This is a genomic window from Enterococcus sp. (assembly GCF_022711995.1).
In the GTDB taxonomy this organism is placed as follows: Bacteria; Bacillota; Bacilli; order Lactobacillales; family Enterococcaceae; genus Enterococcus_D.
Genome location: NZ_JALAHI010000058.1, coordinates 1 through 15,180, shown reverse-complemented (window position 1 = coordinate 15,180; position 15,180 = coordinate 1). Strand labels below are relative to the sequence as shown.

Genomic DNA, 15,180 nt, shown 5'->3' with positions numbered 1-15,180 from the left:
CTGTATGGATCTGATTGAACTAATAAATAAGGTGCCGCAAATTGCTGCGTGGCATCAGCAATTAACGGATCACGCATCCCGGCAATTATTGACCGGCTTGGCCGGTTCCGCGAAAACGTTAGCTTTTGCCGGCGCTTACCAAAAATTCGATCGACAAGTCATTGTCATTACGCCAAATCTTTATTATACCAATCAAGTTGCCGAAGATTTACGAAATATCGTAGAGGATGTCTATGTTTTCCCTGTGGATGAAGTCTTATCTGCTGAAATGGCATTTGCTTCACCAGAAGCCCGATCTGAGCGAGTGACAGCAATGAATGCAGTTGCTCATGGGAAAAAAGGAATCTATGTCATGCCGGTTGCTGCTTTACGAAAATACCTGCCTGCTAAAGATACGTGGTTGAACTATCAGTTTTCTTGGCAGGTGGGGGCTGAGATCGATTTAGAGCAGTTACCGCAGCAATTGGTATCGATGGGCTATGAACGGCAATCGATGATTGGTAAACCGGGGGAATTTAGCATTCGCGGAAGCATTCTAGACATCTATCCTTTGAAAGCTGAATATCCTGTGCGGATCGAGCTTTTCGATGTGGAGATCGACTCGATGCGCTCTTTTGACGTGGAAACGCAGCGCTCCGTAGAGACATTATCGGAAGTAACCGTTCTTCCTACTACGGAACTGGTATTTTCTCCGGCTGATTTAGCCCATGGTCAAAAAGTCTTGCAAGAATTATTGACGAAACGATTAGCAGTAGTGAAAGAGACCACAGATAAAAACTTTTTGGAAGATTATTTCGGTCAATTAGTATCTGCTTGGCAAAGTGGTATTCCTGATGAGAATGCTCGTTATTATGCGGATCTTTTATACTCGCAACCCACCAGTATTTTGGATTATTTTTCAAAAGATGCATTGCTTTTGATCGATGACTATGCCCGTATTATGGAAACGAATCGTGAGATTGAGCGAGAAGAAGCGGAATGGCATACGCAAAAAATTGCCGAGCTTCGTGTTTTTTCAGAGCAGTCTTTTGGGCAAGATGTGCAACAATTGCTTCAAAAAGAACAATTTTCTACCAGTTTCTTCTCCCTTTTTCAAAAGGGAATGGGGAATCTCCGCTTTCAAGCAATCCACAACTTTCAATATCGTCCGATGCAGCAATTTTTCAGTCAAATGGGCTTGCTGAAAGTTGAAGTAGACCGCTGGGAGAAACAGCAGCAAACGGTTGTTTTTCTAGTAAGTGATACGGAACGGGCAAAAAAATTGGAACAGGATTTTCGTGATCATGAGATCTATGCGGTTCAAACAACGGCAGACCGGCTCTTTACTGGTCGTACGCAAATCGTTGTGGAAACACTGCAAAGTGGGTTTGAAATGCCCCAAGACAAGCTCGTTATTGTCACGGAAAAAGAAATTTTCCAGAAAATCAAGAAGAAACGTACGCGGCGTCAAAATGTGACCAATGCTGAGCGGTTGAAGAGCTACAATGAATTAAAAGCCGGTGATTACGTCGTTCATGCGAATCACGGGATCGGTAAATACATTGGTATGGAGACCCTGAAAGTAGATGGTGTACACCAAGACTACATGACGATTCTCTATCAAAATGACGACAAGTTATTTATTCCTGTTACCCAATTGAATTTGATTCAAAAATATGTTGCCTCCGAATCTAAAACACCAAAGATCAATAAGCTAGGCGGCAGCGAATGGGCGAAAACGAAACGAAAAGTTTCAGCTAAAATCGAAGACATCGCCGATGATCTTATCCTGTTGTATGCAAAACGCGAATCGGAAAAAGGCTACGCCTTTCAACCGGATGATGGCTATCAAAAAGAATTTGAAGATGCCTTTCCTTATTCTGAAACCGATGATCAATTACGCAGTACAGCGGAGATCAAACGGGATATGGAAAAAGACAAACCAATGGACCGCTTATTAGTCGGGGATGTTGGTTTTGGAAAAACTGAAGTGGCATTGCGGGCAGCTTTCAAGGCTATCAAAGAGAGTAAGCAAGTCGCATTTTTAGTCCCCACCACGATTTTGGCACAACAGCACTATGAAACGATGATTGATCGCTTTGAAGGATTTCCAGTCAATGTTGGGCTGCTCAGTCGCTTCCGCACGAAAAAACAGCAAACAGAAACGATCGAACAAGTGAAGAAGGGACAAATCGACATCTTAGTTGGGACCCATCGTCTGTTGTCAAAAGATGTGGAATTTGCAGATCTGGGATTACTGGTGATCGATGAAGAACAGCGTTTTGGCGTGAAGCACAAAGAACGGTTGAAACAGCTGCGTTCTCAAGTGGATGTGCTAACCTTGACAGCTACCCCAATTCCCCGGACATTGCATATGTCTATGCTAGGTGTGAGGGATCTTTCTGTTATCGAAACGCCACCGGAAAATCGTTATCCGATCCAGACGTATGTGATGGAGATGAATCCTGGAGCAGTTCGAGAAGCTATTTTACGAGAAATGGCGCGAGACGGACAAGTCTTTTATCTGTATAATCGGGTTGATACGATTGAACGAAAAGTGGAAGAACTGCAAGCATTAGTACCAGATGCGCGTATCGGTTATGCGCATGGACAGATGACAGAAATCCAATTAGAAAATACATTGTTTGATTTTATCGAAGGTCAGTACGATGTATTGGTCACGACGACGATCATCGAAACTGGGGTCGACATTCCCAATGCCAATACATTATTTGTGGAAAATGCCGACTACATGGGCTTGTCTACACTTTATCAGTTACGTGGCCGTGTGGGTCGAAGCAATCGCGTGGCTTATGCCTACTTTATGTATGAACAACAAAAAATATTGAATGAAGTCAGTGAAAAGCGGCTGCAAGCAATCAAAGATTTTACAGAATTGGGTTCTGGATTCAAAATTGCGATGCGAGATCTTTCGATTCGAGGCGCTGGGAATTTATTGGGCGCCCAACAGCACGGGTTTATTGATGCTGTCGGGTTTGATATGTATTCACAAATGCTTTCAGAATCAGTGGCACGTAAGCAAGGGAAAAATACGCAGGTCGAGAAAACAACCGTTGAGATTGACCTTGGTATTGATGCGTACCTTCCAACATCGTATATAGAAGATGAACGACAAAAAATCGAAATTTACAAACGGATCCGTGAACTGGATTCTCAAGAAGCAGTCGATGAATTACAAGATGATCTGTTGGATCGTTTCGGAGAATATCCAAAGGAAGTCGCTCATTTACTAACTGTTGGCGAGATCAAAATGAATGGGGACCGCGCGTTGCTGGATACGATCCGCAAACAGCAGCAAACAGTGATCATCACTCTAAGCAAAGTTGGCACGAAAAATTATTCCGTTGAGCAGTTGTTTGAAGCACTGAAAGCGACCAAGCTTAAAGCGACGATGGGTGTCGATCACGAGCAGATGACGATCAAGCTGCAGATCCCTTCTGTGATGAAAGAAAGTACGTGGCTGTTAGAGATTCAAGATTTTGTCAAAGCGCTACGAGAACAAAAATACGTGTTACAAGAAAATTAGCTGTAAAGGGGGCGGAAAAGATGGCGAAGTCACAATTAAAACGGACGATGGAAGGCGCATTTATCCTAACGATTGCTTCATTCATTGCCAAAGTGTTAAGTGCTATCTACCGTGTTCCTTTTCAAAATTTAGTTGGAGATGAAGGGTTCTACGTATACCAGCAGGTCTATCCAATCTACGGACTAGCTATGACGCTGGCACTATCTGGCTTGCCGCAATTTATCTCACGAGTGATTGCTGAACAACCGGATCCTCAGAAACAGCGCGCTCGGATTCAAGTCATCTATCCGTATGTTTTTTGGACTGCGATTGGGTTATGGGGGACGACGTTTTTCTTAGCAGATATGATTGCTTGGATCATGGGAGATGCAGGATTGGCATCTTTGATTCGCGTGGTGTCCTTCACCTTCTTATTTGTCCCACCTTTGACTTTTTATCGCGGCAGTTTCCAAGGGAATTTACAGATGGTGCCGACGGCCGTTTCTCAAGTAGTAGAGCAACTGCTTCGTGTTGGGGTGATTCTGATAGCCGCCAGCTGTTTCCAGCTTTTCTCGTGGAATGTTTATCAGACCGGAACATTAGCAATGTCCGGCGCATTAGTGGGTGGACTTGCAGCATGGGGGATTTTAAGCTATTATAGTCGGAAAATCACCGGTCGAGGATTAGCGGTTCCAGCCAAAGCGACACCTGCTAACCGGGATCCTTCCCTGCGACGACGGTTTCTGATTGAAGGCGGACTATTAACGATCTACAGCGGTTTTCTGATTCTTTTTCAATTGGCAGATTCTTTTCTGATGACAAACTCGCTTGAAGCGAGTGGTCTAACAGAACAAAGCGCCCGCATCGCAAAAGGGATCTATGATCGAGGGCAGCCTTTGGTTCAGTTGGGTCTTGTGGTAGCGATGGCACTAAGTTCAACTTTTCTGCCAACATTGACGAAGTATTTGACGGTCAAAAATCAGCAGTTGTTTGAAAAATCAGCAAAGATGTATCTACGGTTGACGGTAGGAATTGCCAGTGCTTCTGCGGTTGGATTGGCTATCTTGCTTCCATATATCAACTTTGCGCTGTTTAAAGATGGCGCTGGTAATAGTGCGTTGGTCTTATTTGTTTTTGCCGTCGCTCTGATGGCGGCAATCCAAGCGTACCAAAGTATTCAACAAAGTAGAAATCAATTCCGCGTAGGGATTCATGCGGCAGGCTGCGGTCTTTTATTGAAAGTGCTGTTGACATGGCCGCTAACCTATCTTTTAGGAACCACCGGCGCGAGTATGAGTACGCTTTTAGGGTTGATTGGTACATTGGTTTATTTTGTATTCTCTGAGAAAAAAGCATTGAATCATTTTTGGACAGAGGGAAATTACGGGAAGAAACTCCTGTTTTGTTTGGGAATCATGGCGTGTGCATTGTTTTTATACTATGGTGTGGTCACTGTGGTAAGTGGAGGACCGGTAGAGAAAAGACTAGAAGCGCTTGTTTTTTGTCTTGGAGGAGTCTTATTTGGTGGGGCAGTCTTCATCACAACAGCGCTCAAAGTGAAATTGTTGACGATCCGAGAATGGCTACTGGTTCCTTTTGGAAAAAAATTGTTGAAAGTAAGAGGTGGAAAAAATGAGATTAGATAAATTTTTGAAAATATCTCGTATCATCAAACGTCGATCTGTTGCCAAAGAAGTAGCAGACAAAGGGCGTATTCAAATCAATGGCAAACTGGCGAAATCCAGCAGTGATGTTAAAGTCGGCGATACGGTACGAATTCAATTTGGAAATAAAATTTTAGAAATAAAAGTGCAAGAGCTGCATGAATCAACTAAAAAAGAAGATGCAGCGAAAATGTACGAGATCCTCAAAGAAGAACGTATCTCGGAAAATGCTTGATTTTTGTCCCATTTTCAGTTAGACAACTTTTACGGATGTTGGTATAATGGAAAAAACAATCACAGTGACAGGAGCGAGGTCAGCATGGAGAAAGAACCAAACAAACAAATAGAACTATTGCAGACCGAGTATGCAAAAGAACAATTTGCTAAGTTCGAAAAAGAGCGACGGCAAGTGGTCTTTCGCCGCCGTCGACTGGTAGCTGTCTTTGTTGCAGCGTTAGTGATTTTTGCCATCGTAGGTGTCCAAATGTTTAATGATCAGATGCGCCTGCAAAAATTACAAGAGAACAAAGCTGAAACAGTAGCAAAACAAGAAGCAACGAATAAAAAAGTAGCACAATTGCAACGAGATGTGGCATTGTTAAAAGATGACGAATACGTTGCAAAATTAGCCCGCAGTAGATTCTTCTATTCAAAGGAAAACGAGAAGATCTATCCTGTCTTACCAGATGCTTCTGATTCAAAAACAGAAACTAGTGGCGATGAGGCAAATGCTAGTGATACAAAGACAAGTGATTCGAAACAATAAAGGTCATACCTACTCAACGTAGTAGTTGAAATGATTAAATGGGTAAAAATTAGGAGGAACATTTTTTATATGTCAATCGAAGTTGGAGCGAAACTAAAGGGCAAAGTGTCTGGTATTACAAATTTTGGTGCGTTCATTGATCTTGGTGAGGGGAAAACTGGTTTGGTACATATCAGCGAAGTATCAAATGGGTTTGTGAAAGACATTCATGACGTGTTGTCTGTTGGCGATGAAGTAACTGTTGTTGTTACGGCAATCGGCAATGATGGAAAAATCGGATTGTCAATCCGTAAGGCAGAAGCAAAACCGGAAGAAAAACGTGAATTTCCTAAAAAAGAATTTAATCGGACAAGTCCGAAAAAGTCTTTTCCACGCAATCAACCGTCGAATGTAAATAAACAAGACTTCGATTCATTGATGAGTTCTTTTCTAAAAGATAGTGATGATCGTTTATCTTCATTACGACGTAATACAGAAGGTAAACGCGGCGGTCGTGGCGGCCGACGCAACTAGACGTGATTAGCAAGTTGTCAAATAAATTTATGACGTAACGATAAGTAAAAATATCCGAACTATATCCGATTACTCCTACTATGCAGTAGGCTTTCGTCGTGAAGCACGGCGCTTGAGAAAAATCGACATAGTTCGGATATTTCTCTTTTTCGGCAATTAACGATGACTATACAAGCAGACATGGAGGAATAGAATGCTAAAGCAAAAGGTCTATCAAGCAATGAAGACAGAAGGGTGGGGAGAAAATAAAGCTTGTTTGCTCGCTGTTTCGACAGGTGTGGACTCAATGGTTTTACTTCATGTGATTGAAAGGTTGTTCCAGAACCAAGGATCATTTGGCGTAGCTCATGTCAATCATCGTTTGCGGGAGGCTTCAAACGAGGAAGCGATGTTTCTAAGAGAGTATTGTCAAGTGCGTGGGATCCCATACTATGAACGAGTGTGGCAAAACCCGCCCGAAAGCGGAATCGAAGCAGCTGCTAGAGAGTTTCGCTATCGTTTCTTTGCAGAAACGATGACTCTCCAGGGGTATGATTGGTTATTAACCGCTCATCATGCAGATGACCAGATGGAAACCATGCTGATGAAAATGATCCGAGAAGGCCGCTTGCAAAACGCTTCAGGAATCAAGCGCAAGCAATCTTTTGAAGGGGGAGAGTTGATCCGTCCGTTATTAACGATCCCTAAAGCCGACATTCGGGAGTATGCTCAGATGAATGGTGTCATCTACTTTGAAGACGAAAGCAATCAACAGACGCTGTTTCAGCGAAATCGCCTGCGTCATCAGGTGGTTCCTTTACTGAAAGCAGAGAACCCCAGAGTGCTGGATCATTTTCAACAACTTTCTCAAGAGATGATTTATGCGGATCAATTGATCAAAAAGCAGCAAGAAGATTGGTTCGCAAAACTTTTACATGTGGAAGGCAACGGCTATTGTTTGGATCTCAATGAGTTGCAGACATTCACCACAGCAGAGCGTTATTATTTTTTTGAAGGTTTATTGCAAAAAATTTCTCACGAAAAAGGCTTTTCCTACAACACAAAGCAACGAGAACAACTACTGGCGCTGCTGGAAGATAATCCCAGTCAGTGGGGAATCGATCTGGATCAGAACTGGCAGATTGTCCGAACCTATCAACGGCTAAAAATCATTCCTTCGGATAATGGGACTCCTTCTCGTGCCGCATCGGAAGAAAAACAATTTGTTTTGAAAAAAGGGGAAAGTCTCTTTTTGTCGGACCATGAGTGGATCGGGTACCTTCCCAAGGATGCCAAAGTTCCAGAAAAAGTCATGAATTGGTCAGAGATTTCACAAATTTTGCCGGTACACTATCCTGCGACAGTTTTTTTGCGGAAACGCAAGCCCGGGGATCGGTTACAGCTGAAACCAGGTCTTACAAAAAAAATCAGCCGTTTCTTTATCGACAAGAAGATTTCGAATGAAAAACGTGCGGCTAGTTGGGTCATGACAGATGTCCAAGAGAAAGTGTTGGCACTTTTGCCTTATCTATTTTCCTATTTGAGTATTGAGCAAGAAACTGATAAAATACACTACATACTTCTTTATAAATATCGGGAGTAAGAGTTGGAAGGAGAGCTTATGTTAGACAAAGATATTGAGAAAATTTTGATTACTCGTGAAGAGATCCAAAACCGTTGTTCTGAACTAGGAAAAGAATTGACGGAAATCTACAAAGATAAAAATCCGTTAGTAGTTGGTGTACTAAAAGGAGCCGTTCCTTTTATGGCAGATATCGTCCGGGAAATGGATTGTCACTTAGAACTAGACTTTATGGATGTATCTAGTTATGGGAATGCAACGATTTCTTCTGGTGAAGTGAAGATCTTGAAGGATTTGGACACAAATGTCGAAGGCCGAGATATGTTGATTGTAGAAGATATTATTGACAGCGGTCGCACACTAGCCTATCTAGTAGACCTATTTAAATATCGCAAAGCGAAATCGGTCAAAATCGTGACATTGCTGGATAAACCAGAGGGTCGTGTGGTCAAAATAGATGCCGATTATATTGGCTTTGATGTACCAAATGAATTTGTAGTCGGCTATGGATTGGATTATGCGGAGCAATACCGTAACCTCCCTTATGTGGGTGTGTTAAAACCAAGTGTTTATCAATCAAATTAGTGACTGTTCTAAATCAGTTGTGATACAATTAAATGGTCAGGATTGATAAAACAAAATAGCCAAGGAGGTACGCATGAATAAGAAAAATAACGGTATGATCAAAAATACCTTATATTATGTACTTGTCTTGTTGGCAATGGTCATGGTCGTCTATTTCATTTTTGGAAATGGCAATCAGCAAACACCAACAATCGAGTACTCAACATTTACGGAACAGCTGAAGGACGGTAAGGTCAAACAGTTTACTGTTCAGCCTGCTAACGGCGTTTACCGAATCGTCGGTGAATACAATGCCGAACAAACTGTCAGCAATGACAACGGGCTTTCCGTATTAGGAAGTACACAATCAAGTACAACACGTTTTACAACGATCATTTTGCCAAATGATTCGACATTGAGCGAAGTGACGACATTGGCGAAGGATCAAGGAGTCAAAACAACGATCGAAGAAGAATCAAACAGTGGTGTATGGTTATCGCTGCTGATTAGTTTCTTGCCAATCGTGATCATCATTTTCTTCTTCTATATGATGATGAGCCAGCAAGGTGGCGGCGGTGGCGGTGGCGGCCGTGTCATGAACTTTGGGAAATCCAAAGCGAAAGAGGCCGACAAAAAAGCCAATCGAGTTCGCTTCTCTGATGTAGCGGGTGCCGAAGAAGAAAAACAAGAGTTAGTTGAAGTTGTTGAATTCTTAAAGGATCCACGACGCTTTGTTGAATTAGGCGCAAGGATTCCAGCAGGTGTGCTATTAGAAGGCCCTCCAGGGACAGGTAAAACATTGCTAGCAAAAGCGGTTGCTGGAGAAGCTGGCGTTCCGTTTTATTCTATCTCAGGTTCAGACTTCGTGGAAATGTTTGTCGGGGTCGGAGCAAGCCGTGTCCGGGATCTATTTGAAACAGCCAAGAAAAACGCACCGGCTATCATTTTTATCGATGAAATAGATGCGGTTGGACGCCAACGTGGTGCCGGTATGGGTGGTGGCCATGATGAACGTGAACAAACGTTGAATCAGTTATTAGTTGAAATGGATGGATTTGATGGCAATGAAGGAGTTATCGTTATTGCAGCAACCAACCGTTCAGACGTATTGGACCCAGCCTTGTTACGTCCAGGTCGTTTTGACCGTCAAATTCTTGTTGGACGTCCGGATGTTAAAGGCCGTGAAGCTATTTTACGAGTTCACGCTCGGAACAAACCATTATCGGATGATGTGGATTTGAAAGTGGTGGCACAACAAACACCTGGTTTTGCCGGTGCTGATTTAGAGAATGTCTTAAACGAGGCTGCGCTGGTCGCTGCCCGTCGGAACAAAAAGAAAATTGATGCTTCTGATATTGATGAAGCGGAAGATCGGGTAATCGCAGGACCTGCGAAGAAAGATCGCGTCATCAATAAAAAAGAACGTGAAATGGTTGCTTATCATGAAGCAGGACATACGATCGTCGGTTTGGTCTTGAGTCGTGCTCGTGTGGTACACAAAGTAACGATTATCCCTCGGGGGCGTGCAGGTGGTTACATGATCGCATTGCCTAAAGAGGATCAATTCTTGATGACAAAAGAAGATATGTTTGAACAAATCGTCGGATTACTTGGTGGACGGACAGCAGAAGAAATTATTTTCGGCGTTCAATCAACTGGTGCATCCAATGACTTTGAACAAGCAACAGCTTTGGCAAGAAGTATGGTCACAGAGTATGGGATGAGTGACAAGTTAGGGCCCGTTCAATATGAAGGCAATCATCAAGTCTTTGTTGGTCGTGATTATGGTCAAACGAAAGCTTACTCAGAACAAGTTGCTTTCGAGATCGATCAAGAAGTACGTCGTATCTTGATGGAGGCTCATCAAAAAGCACACGAGATCATCGAAGAACATCGTGCACAACATAAATTGATTGCCGAAAAACTGCTTGAGTATGAAACATTAGATGCGAAAGCGATCAAATCATTGTTTGAAGAAGGCAAAATGCCTGCTGGAACTGAAAATTCGGAATATCCAAGTGAGAAAGCTCAAACTTTTGAAGAAGCTAAACGCGCTTTAGAAGAAAAGGATGCCGAAAAGCAAGCTACAGAGAAAAAAGATTTTGATCAGCAAGTGGAAGAACTTCGCCACAACAATCAAAATGACGAAGGATCATCTCAAGATAAGACAGAGGACAACCAAGAGTAGTCTATTGATTGTCATTAGGTGATTGGCTATCGTAATTTTTTAGGGAACTGTGTCATAAGTCAAAACAAGAGAACAGATTCGAATCTCCTTCGATAGTTACTTGTTTGGTCTTATGCCGCGGTTCTTTTTTATAGCTAAAGGGAGAAAGTTGAAGATAAGATAGGTTGTCTTTTCTCTAAAATATGGGTATTCAGTTGAAAAAAAAACAAGTTCCTAGTATGATTCACTAATGAACAAAATAAAGGAGCATAAATGATGGAAGATTACTTAGTAAAAGCATTAGCCTATGATGGCTACGTTCGTGCCTATGCAGTGTCTGCAACCAAGACAGTCAGCGAAGCACAGCAACGCCATGATACTTGGAATACCGCATCAGCAGCACTTGGTCGCGCCATGGTTGGAAGCCTACTTTTGGGCAGTACATTAAAAGGCGACGACAAATTAACGGTCAAGATCCAAGGGAACGGACCTGCGGGAGCAATCATTATTGATAGCAATGGTCGTGGAGACGTCAAAGGGTACATAAAAAATCCTCATATCAGCTTGCCATTAAATGGACAAGGGAAATTGGATGTGCGGGGAGCAGTTGGCGATCAAGGAATCTTTACGGTCATCAAAGACTTAGGTTTGAAAGAACCATTTTCTGGTCAAACACCGATCGTTTCGGGTGAACTAGGAGAAGACTTCACCTATTACCTAGCTGTTTCCGAACAGATTCCTTCTGCCGTTGGGTTGAGTGTGTTAGTTGATACCGATGATTCGATCCGCACCGCCGGTGGTTTCTTACTGCAGATCATGCCGGGAGCCGATGAAACGGTTATTGATTCGATTGAAAACCGTCTGCAAGAATTGCCTCGAGTGTCTACATTGCTGGATGAAGGGAAATCGCCTGAAGAAATTCTGACGGTATTGTTGAATGACACCAAAGTTGAAGTGCTAGAAAAAATGCCTGTTCAGTTTCGCTGCGACTGTAGCAAAGAAAAATTTGCGACAGCAATCATTACACTAGGAGCAGCTGAAATACAAGAAATGATGGATGAAGACCATGGCGCGGAAGCTGTTTGTTCCTTCTGTGGCAACAAATACCATTTTGATGAAGACGAACTTGCTGGATTAAAGAAAGAAGCTGAGGCATAGGAAATGGTAGCACACAGCTGGAAAATCGGGAATGTTGAGATCCCTAATCGGGTAGTGGTTGCACCAATGGCCGGAATAACCAATGCGGCGTTTCGCGTAACGGTCAAAGAATTTGGTGCAGGCTTGGTGGTCTGTGAAATGATCAGTGACAAAGGGATTCAATTGCGCAACAAAAAAACGCTAGAAATGCTTTACATCGATGAAACAGAGCATCCATTAAGCCTACAGATTTTTGGTGGGAATAAAGAGTCCTTAGTGGAAGCGGCGCAATTCGTTTCAGAAAATACGACTGCAGACATTATTGATATCAATATGGGGTGTCCGGTGAATAAGATCATCAAAGCGGAAGCCGGTGCAAAATGGCTATTGGATCCCGATAAAGTCTATGAAATGGTGCATGCGGTCGCTACGGCAATTGATAAACCGGTCACAGTCAAAATGCGGATCGGTTGGGATGAGGACCATATTTTCGCGGTCCAAAATGCGCAAGCTGCTGAAGCAGCCGGTGCAGCTGCGATTGGAATGCATGGTCGAACTCGAGTCCAAATGTATGAAGGACAAGCCAATTGGTCGGTATTAAGAGATGTGAAACAAGCCATCTCGATTCCATTTATGGGAAATGGAGATGTGCGGACGCCAGAAGACGCGAAACGAATGTTGGAAGAGGTTGGTGCCGATGCGGTAATGATCGGGCGAGCAGCATTGGGAAATCCTTGGATGATCCATCGTACAAAACATTATCTCGAAACGGGAGAATTGATTGCCGAGCCTACGCCACGAGAAAAAATCACCACAGCCAAACTTCATTTAGCTCGGTTGGCTGACTTAAAAGGAGAATTTGTTGCTTCTCGTGAATTTCGGCAGCACGCCGCTTACTACTTAAAAGGAATCTCGCGAGCAGCGAAAGTCAAAGCGGCAATCAACCAAGCAGAGAATATGCAAACGATTATTGAACTGTTGGATGCATTTGTAGAAAAGACAGAAAAGCAGCCTGTCGGAAATACACTGGAGTAAAGTAAAATCAAGTCGATCTTGAACTTCGGCTTGATTTTTTGTGGCATCATTGGCATTATAAGAAGGAAACCCAAGTTAAGAATGGAGGAAAACTCGTGACAGAGGAACGACAAAAACAAGAAGAATTAAATGATCAAATGTTGGTTCGCCGTGAAAAGATGGAAAAATTACGGGAAGAAGGCATTGATCCCTTTGGCAAGCGCTTTGAACGTACGCATAATTCTGCCGAGTTGCATGAGTTATTTGATCAACGAACAAAAGAAGAGTTAATAGAAATGAATCTTTCTGCAAGTGTTGCTGGACGAATGGTGACGAAACGTGGTAAAGGGAAAGCTGGCTTTGCACATTTACAAGATCGTGATGGTCAGATTCAAATTTATGTCCGCAAAGATCAAGTAGGTGACGAACCGTATGAAGGATTTAAGCATGCTGACCTAGGCGACTTTTTTGGTGTATCAGGAGAGATCATGAAAACTGATACGGGGGAAGTAACGATCAAAGCAAAAGAAATCGTTATTTTGTCTAAAGCGTTACGCCCGCTCCCAGATAAATACCATGGGTTGACGAACATTGAACAACGTTATCGTCAACGTTATCTAGATTTGATCAGTAATAAAGATAGCTTTGACCGATTCATGAAACGCAGCCAGATCATTAGTGAGATTCGTCGCTACTTGGATGGACACGGGTATATTGAAGTTGAAACACCTGTACTTCACAATCAAGCCGGCGGAGCAGCAGCACGCCCGTTTATCACACACCACAATGCTTTAGATATCGATCTCTATTTACGAATTGCACTTGAACTGCATTTGAAACGATTAATTGTAGGCGGTATGGAGAAAGTCTACGAAATCGGTCGTGTGTTCCGGAATGAAGGAATTGATACTACCCATAATCCAGAATTCACCATGTTAGAAGCTTATACAGCTTACACAGATTTCAAAGATGTTATGGATTTAACGGAAGGTATCATTCGCAATGCGGCGGAGAAAGTGTTAGGTTCTGCTGAAATTACTTATGACGGACAAGAAGTTGATTTGGCAAGTGACTTTGGTCGTGTGCATATGGTGGATGCTATCAAACAACAAACCGGTGTCGACTTTTGGAAAGAGATGACTGTAGAAGAAGCACAGGCTTTGGCAAAAGAACACCAAGTAGAAGTCACGCCAACGATGACAGTTGGACATATTATCAATGAGTTCTTTGAAACCTTTGTTGAAGAAACCCTCCAACAACCGACCTTTGTTTACGGTCATCCGGTAGAAGTTTCTCCTCTTGCAAAGAAAAACCCAGAAGATCCTCGATTTACAGATCGTTTTGAGTTGTTTATCGTTGGTCGGGAGTTTGCTAACGCCTTTACTGAATTGAACGATCCAATTGATCAAAGACAACGATTTGAAGCACAGGAAAAAGAACGACAAGAAGGAAACGATGAAGCTCATGGAGTCGATGAAGACTTCTTGGAAGCATTAGAATACGGTATGCCACCAACCGGCGGTTTAGGAATCGGAATCGATCGTCTAGTCATGTTGCTGACAGATGCGCAATCGATTCGTGATGTGCTGTTATTCCCAACAATGCGTTAATCACGAGATGCACACGAGTATTTACTTGTGTGTATTTTTTTATTTTTTTAAAACCGGTGTGTGCCCCGACGACAACTAACAAAAAACAAGGGAAAATGTAAAGGTAAACAGGAAGAAAACGAATTAGAAACGAACAATAAAATGCTTGTGTTGTAGGAACGAACGTCTTTTAGAAAATACGAAAATAATAGAGAAAGTTGTTGACCTGACAGCATTTAGTTGGTATATTATTACATGTGCCAAATGACTAAAATCATTTTTTAAAGAAATGAAAAAAAGTTGTTGACGCCGAGAGCAACAGATGATATTATAACGAAGTCGCAAAAATAAAAAATCAATTTGGTGCTGATATAGCAACAAAAAAGATTAAAAAAGTTGTTGACAAATAACAAATCATTTGTTATTCTAATTAAGTCGCTGAGCAAGCGAAAGAAGTCGTTGAAAAACTTCTCCTGAAAAAAACTTTTAAAAAAGAGTTGACAATCACTTGTCGGTCTGATATGATTTAAAAGTTGCTAACGCAGCGAAGTAGACCTTTGAAAACTGAACAAAGCAAGCAAACGAACCAATGTGTAGGGCGCTTCATTTATGAAGCAAAATACATGCAAGCAATAGCTAGCAAAGTTAATTTTAGTTGAGCTTAACGATCCTATGGATCGTTCAAACAAATCATTATGAG

At 42.4% G+C, this 15,180-nt stretch carries 10 protein-coding genes and 1 pseudogene; all 11 read left to right on the top strand.

All coding sequences use genetic code 11. The annotated features are described in order from the left end of the window. Positions 1–4 precede the first annotated feature (4 nt). On the top strand, positions 5–3,526 hold the full coding sequence (gene mfd / locus Q0A12_RS05715) for a transcription-repair coupling factor (RefSeq protein ID WP_291291697.1): 3,522 nt from the start codon (positions 5–7) through the stop codon (positions 3,524–3,526). A 20-nt stretch (positions 3,527–3,546) separates the two neighbouring features. Then, positions 3,547–5,151, top strand: coding sequence for a polysaccharide biosynthesis protein (locus tag Q0A12_RS05710; protein WP_291291696.1), 1,605 nt, complete (start codon positions 3,547–3,549; stop codon positions 5,149–5,151). Next, a complete protein-coding gene (locus Q0A12_RS05705) occupies positions 5,138–5,404 on the top strand; it encodes an RNA-binding S4 domain-containing protein (protein WP_291291695.1) in 267 nt (88 codons plus the stop codon). The genes Q0A12_RS05710 and Q0A12_RS05705 overlap by 14 nt, the downstream gene beginning before the upstream one ends. 84 nt (positions 5,405–5,488) lie before the next feature. Beyond that, on the top strand, positions 5,489–5,935 hold the full coding sequence (locus tag Q0A12_RS05700; RefSeq protein WP_291291694.1) for a septum formation initiator family protein: 447 nt from the start codon (positions 5,489–5,491) through the stop codon (positions 5,933–5,935). A gap of 69 nt (positions 5,936–6,004) precedes the next feature. Further along, on the top strand, positions 6,005–6,448 hold the full coding sequence (locus Q0A12_RS05695; protein ID WP_291291693.1) for a S1 domain-containing RNA-binding protein: 444 nt from the start codon (positions 6,005–6,007) through the stop codon (positions 6,446–6,448). Positions 6,449–6,641: 193 nt separating this feature from the next. Continuing rightward, entirely contained in the window at positions 6,642–8,030 is a 1,389-nt protein-coding gene (tilS, locus tag Q0A12_RS05690; protein ID WP_291291692.1) for a tRNA lysidine(34) synthetase TilS, read from the top strand. 18 nt (positions 8,031–8,048) lie between these two features. Continuing rightward, complete coding sequence (hpt, locus tag Q0A12_RS05685; protein WP_003129132.1) at positions 8,049–8,594, top strand: hypoxanthine phosphoribosyltransferase; 546 nt, start codon at positions 8,049–8,051, stop codon at positions 8,592–8,594. A gap of 73 nt (positions 8,595–8,667) precedes the next feature. Continuing rightward, a pseudogene (gene ftsH, locus Q0A12_RS05680) lies at positions 8,668–10,683 on the top strand (ATP-dependent zinc metalloprotease FtsH); the annotation flags it as partial. A gap of 333 nt (positions 10,684–11,016) precedes the next feature. Beyond that, positions 11,017–11,898 carry an Hsp33 family molecular chaperone HslO gene (hslO, locus tag Q0A12_RS05675; RefSeq protein ID WP_291291690.1) on the top strand — a complete coding sequence of 294 codons (882 nt, stop codon included), beginning with the start codon at positions 11,017–11,019 and terminating at the stop codon, positions 11,896–11,898. A gap of 3 nt (positions 11,899–11,901) precedes the next feature. Continuing rightward, positions 11,902–12,912: a tRNA dihydrouridine synthase DusB gene (gene dusB, locus Q0A12_RS05670; RefSeq protein ID WP_291291689.1), complete on the top strand. Its 1,011-nt coding sequence runs from the start codon at positions 11,902–11,904 to the stop codon at positions 12,910–12,912. A 95-nt stretch (positions 12,913–13,007) separates the two neighbouring features. Next, positions 13,008–14,501: a lysine--tRNA ligase gene (gene lysS, locus Q0A12_RS05665; RefSeq protein ID WP_291291688.1), complete on the top strand. Its 1,494-nt coding sequence runs from the start codon at positions 13,008–13,010 to the stop codon at positions 14,499–14,501. Positions 14,502–15,180: the final 679 nt, after the last annotated feature.

Bases quoted from the DNA above. Each gene is read 5' to 3' on its own strand.
- Q0A12_RS05710 (WP_291291696.1), top strand. From the start codon at position 3,547: ATGGCGAAGTCACAATTAAAACGGACGATGGAAGGCGCATTTATCCTA.
- hslO (WP_291291690.1), top strand. From the start codon at position 11,017: ATGGAAGATTACTTAGTAAAAGCATTAGCCTATGATGGCTACGTTCGT.
- Q0A12_RS05695 (WP_291291693.1), top strand. From the start codon at position 6,005: ATGTCAATCGAAGTTGGAGCGAAACTAAAGGGCAAAGTGTCTGGTATT.
- Q0A12_RS05705 (WP_291291695.1), top strand. From the start codon at position 5,138: ATGAGATTAGATAAATTTTTGAAAATATCTCGTATCATCAAACGTCGA.
- mfd (WP_291291697.1), top strand. From the start codon at position 5: ATGGATCTGATTGAACTAATAAATAAGGTGCCGCAAATTGCTGCGTGG.
- hpt (WP_003129132.1), top strand. From the start codon at position 8,049: ATGTTAGACAAAGATATTGAGAAAATTTTGATTACTCGTGAAGAGATC.
- tilS (WP_291291692.1), top strand. From the start codon at position 6,642: ATGCTAAAGCAAAAGGTCTATCAAGCAATGAAGACAGAAGGGTGGGGA.
- Q0A12_RS05700 (WP_291291694.1), top strand. From the start codon at position 5,489: ATGGAGAAAGAACCAAACAAACAAATAGAACTATTGCAGACCGAGTAT.
- dusB (WP_291291689.1), top strand. From the start codon at position 11,902: ATGGTAGCACACAGCTGGAAAATCGGGAATGTTGAGATCCCTAATCGG.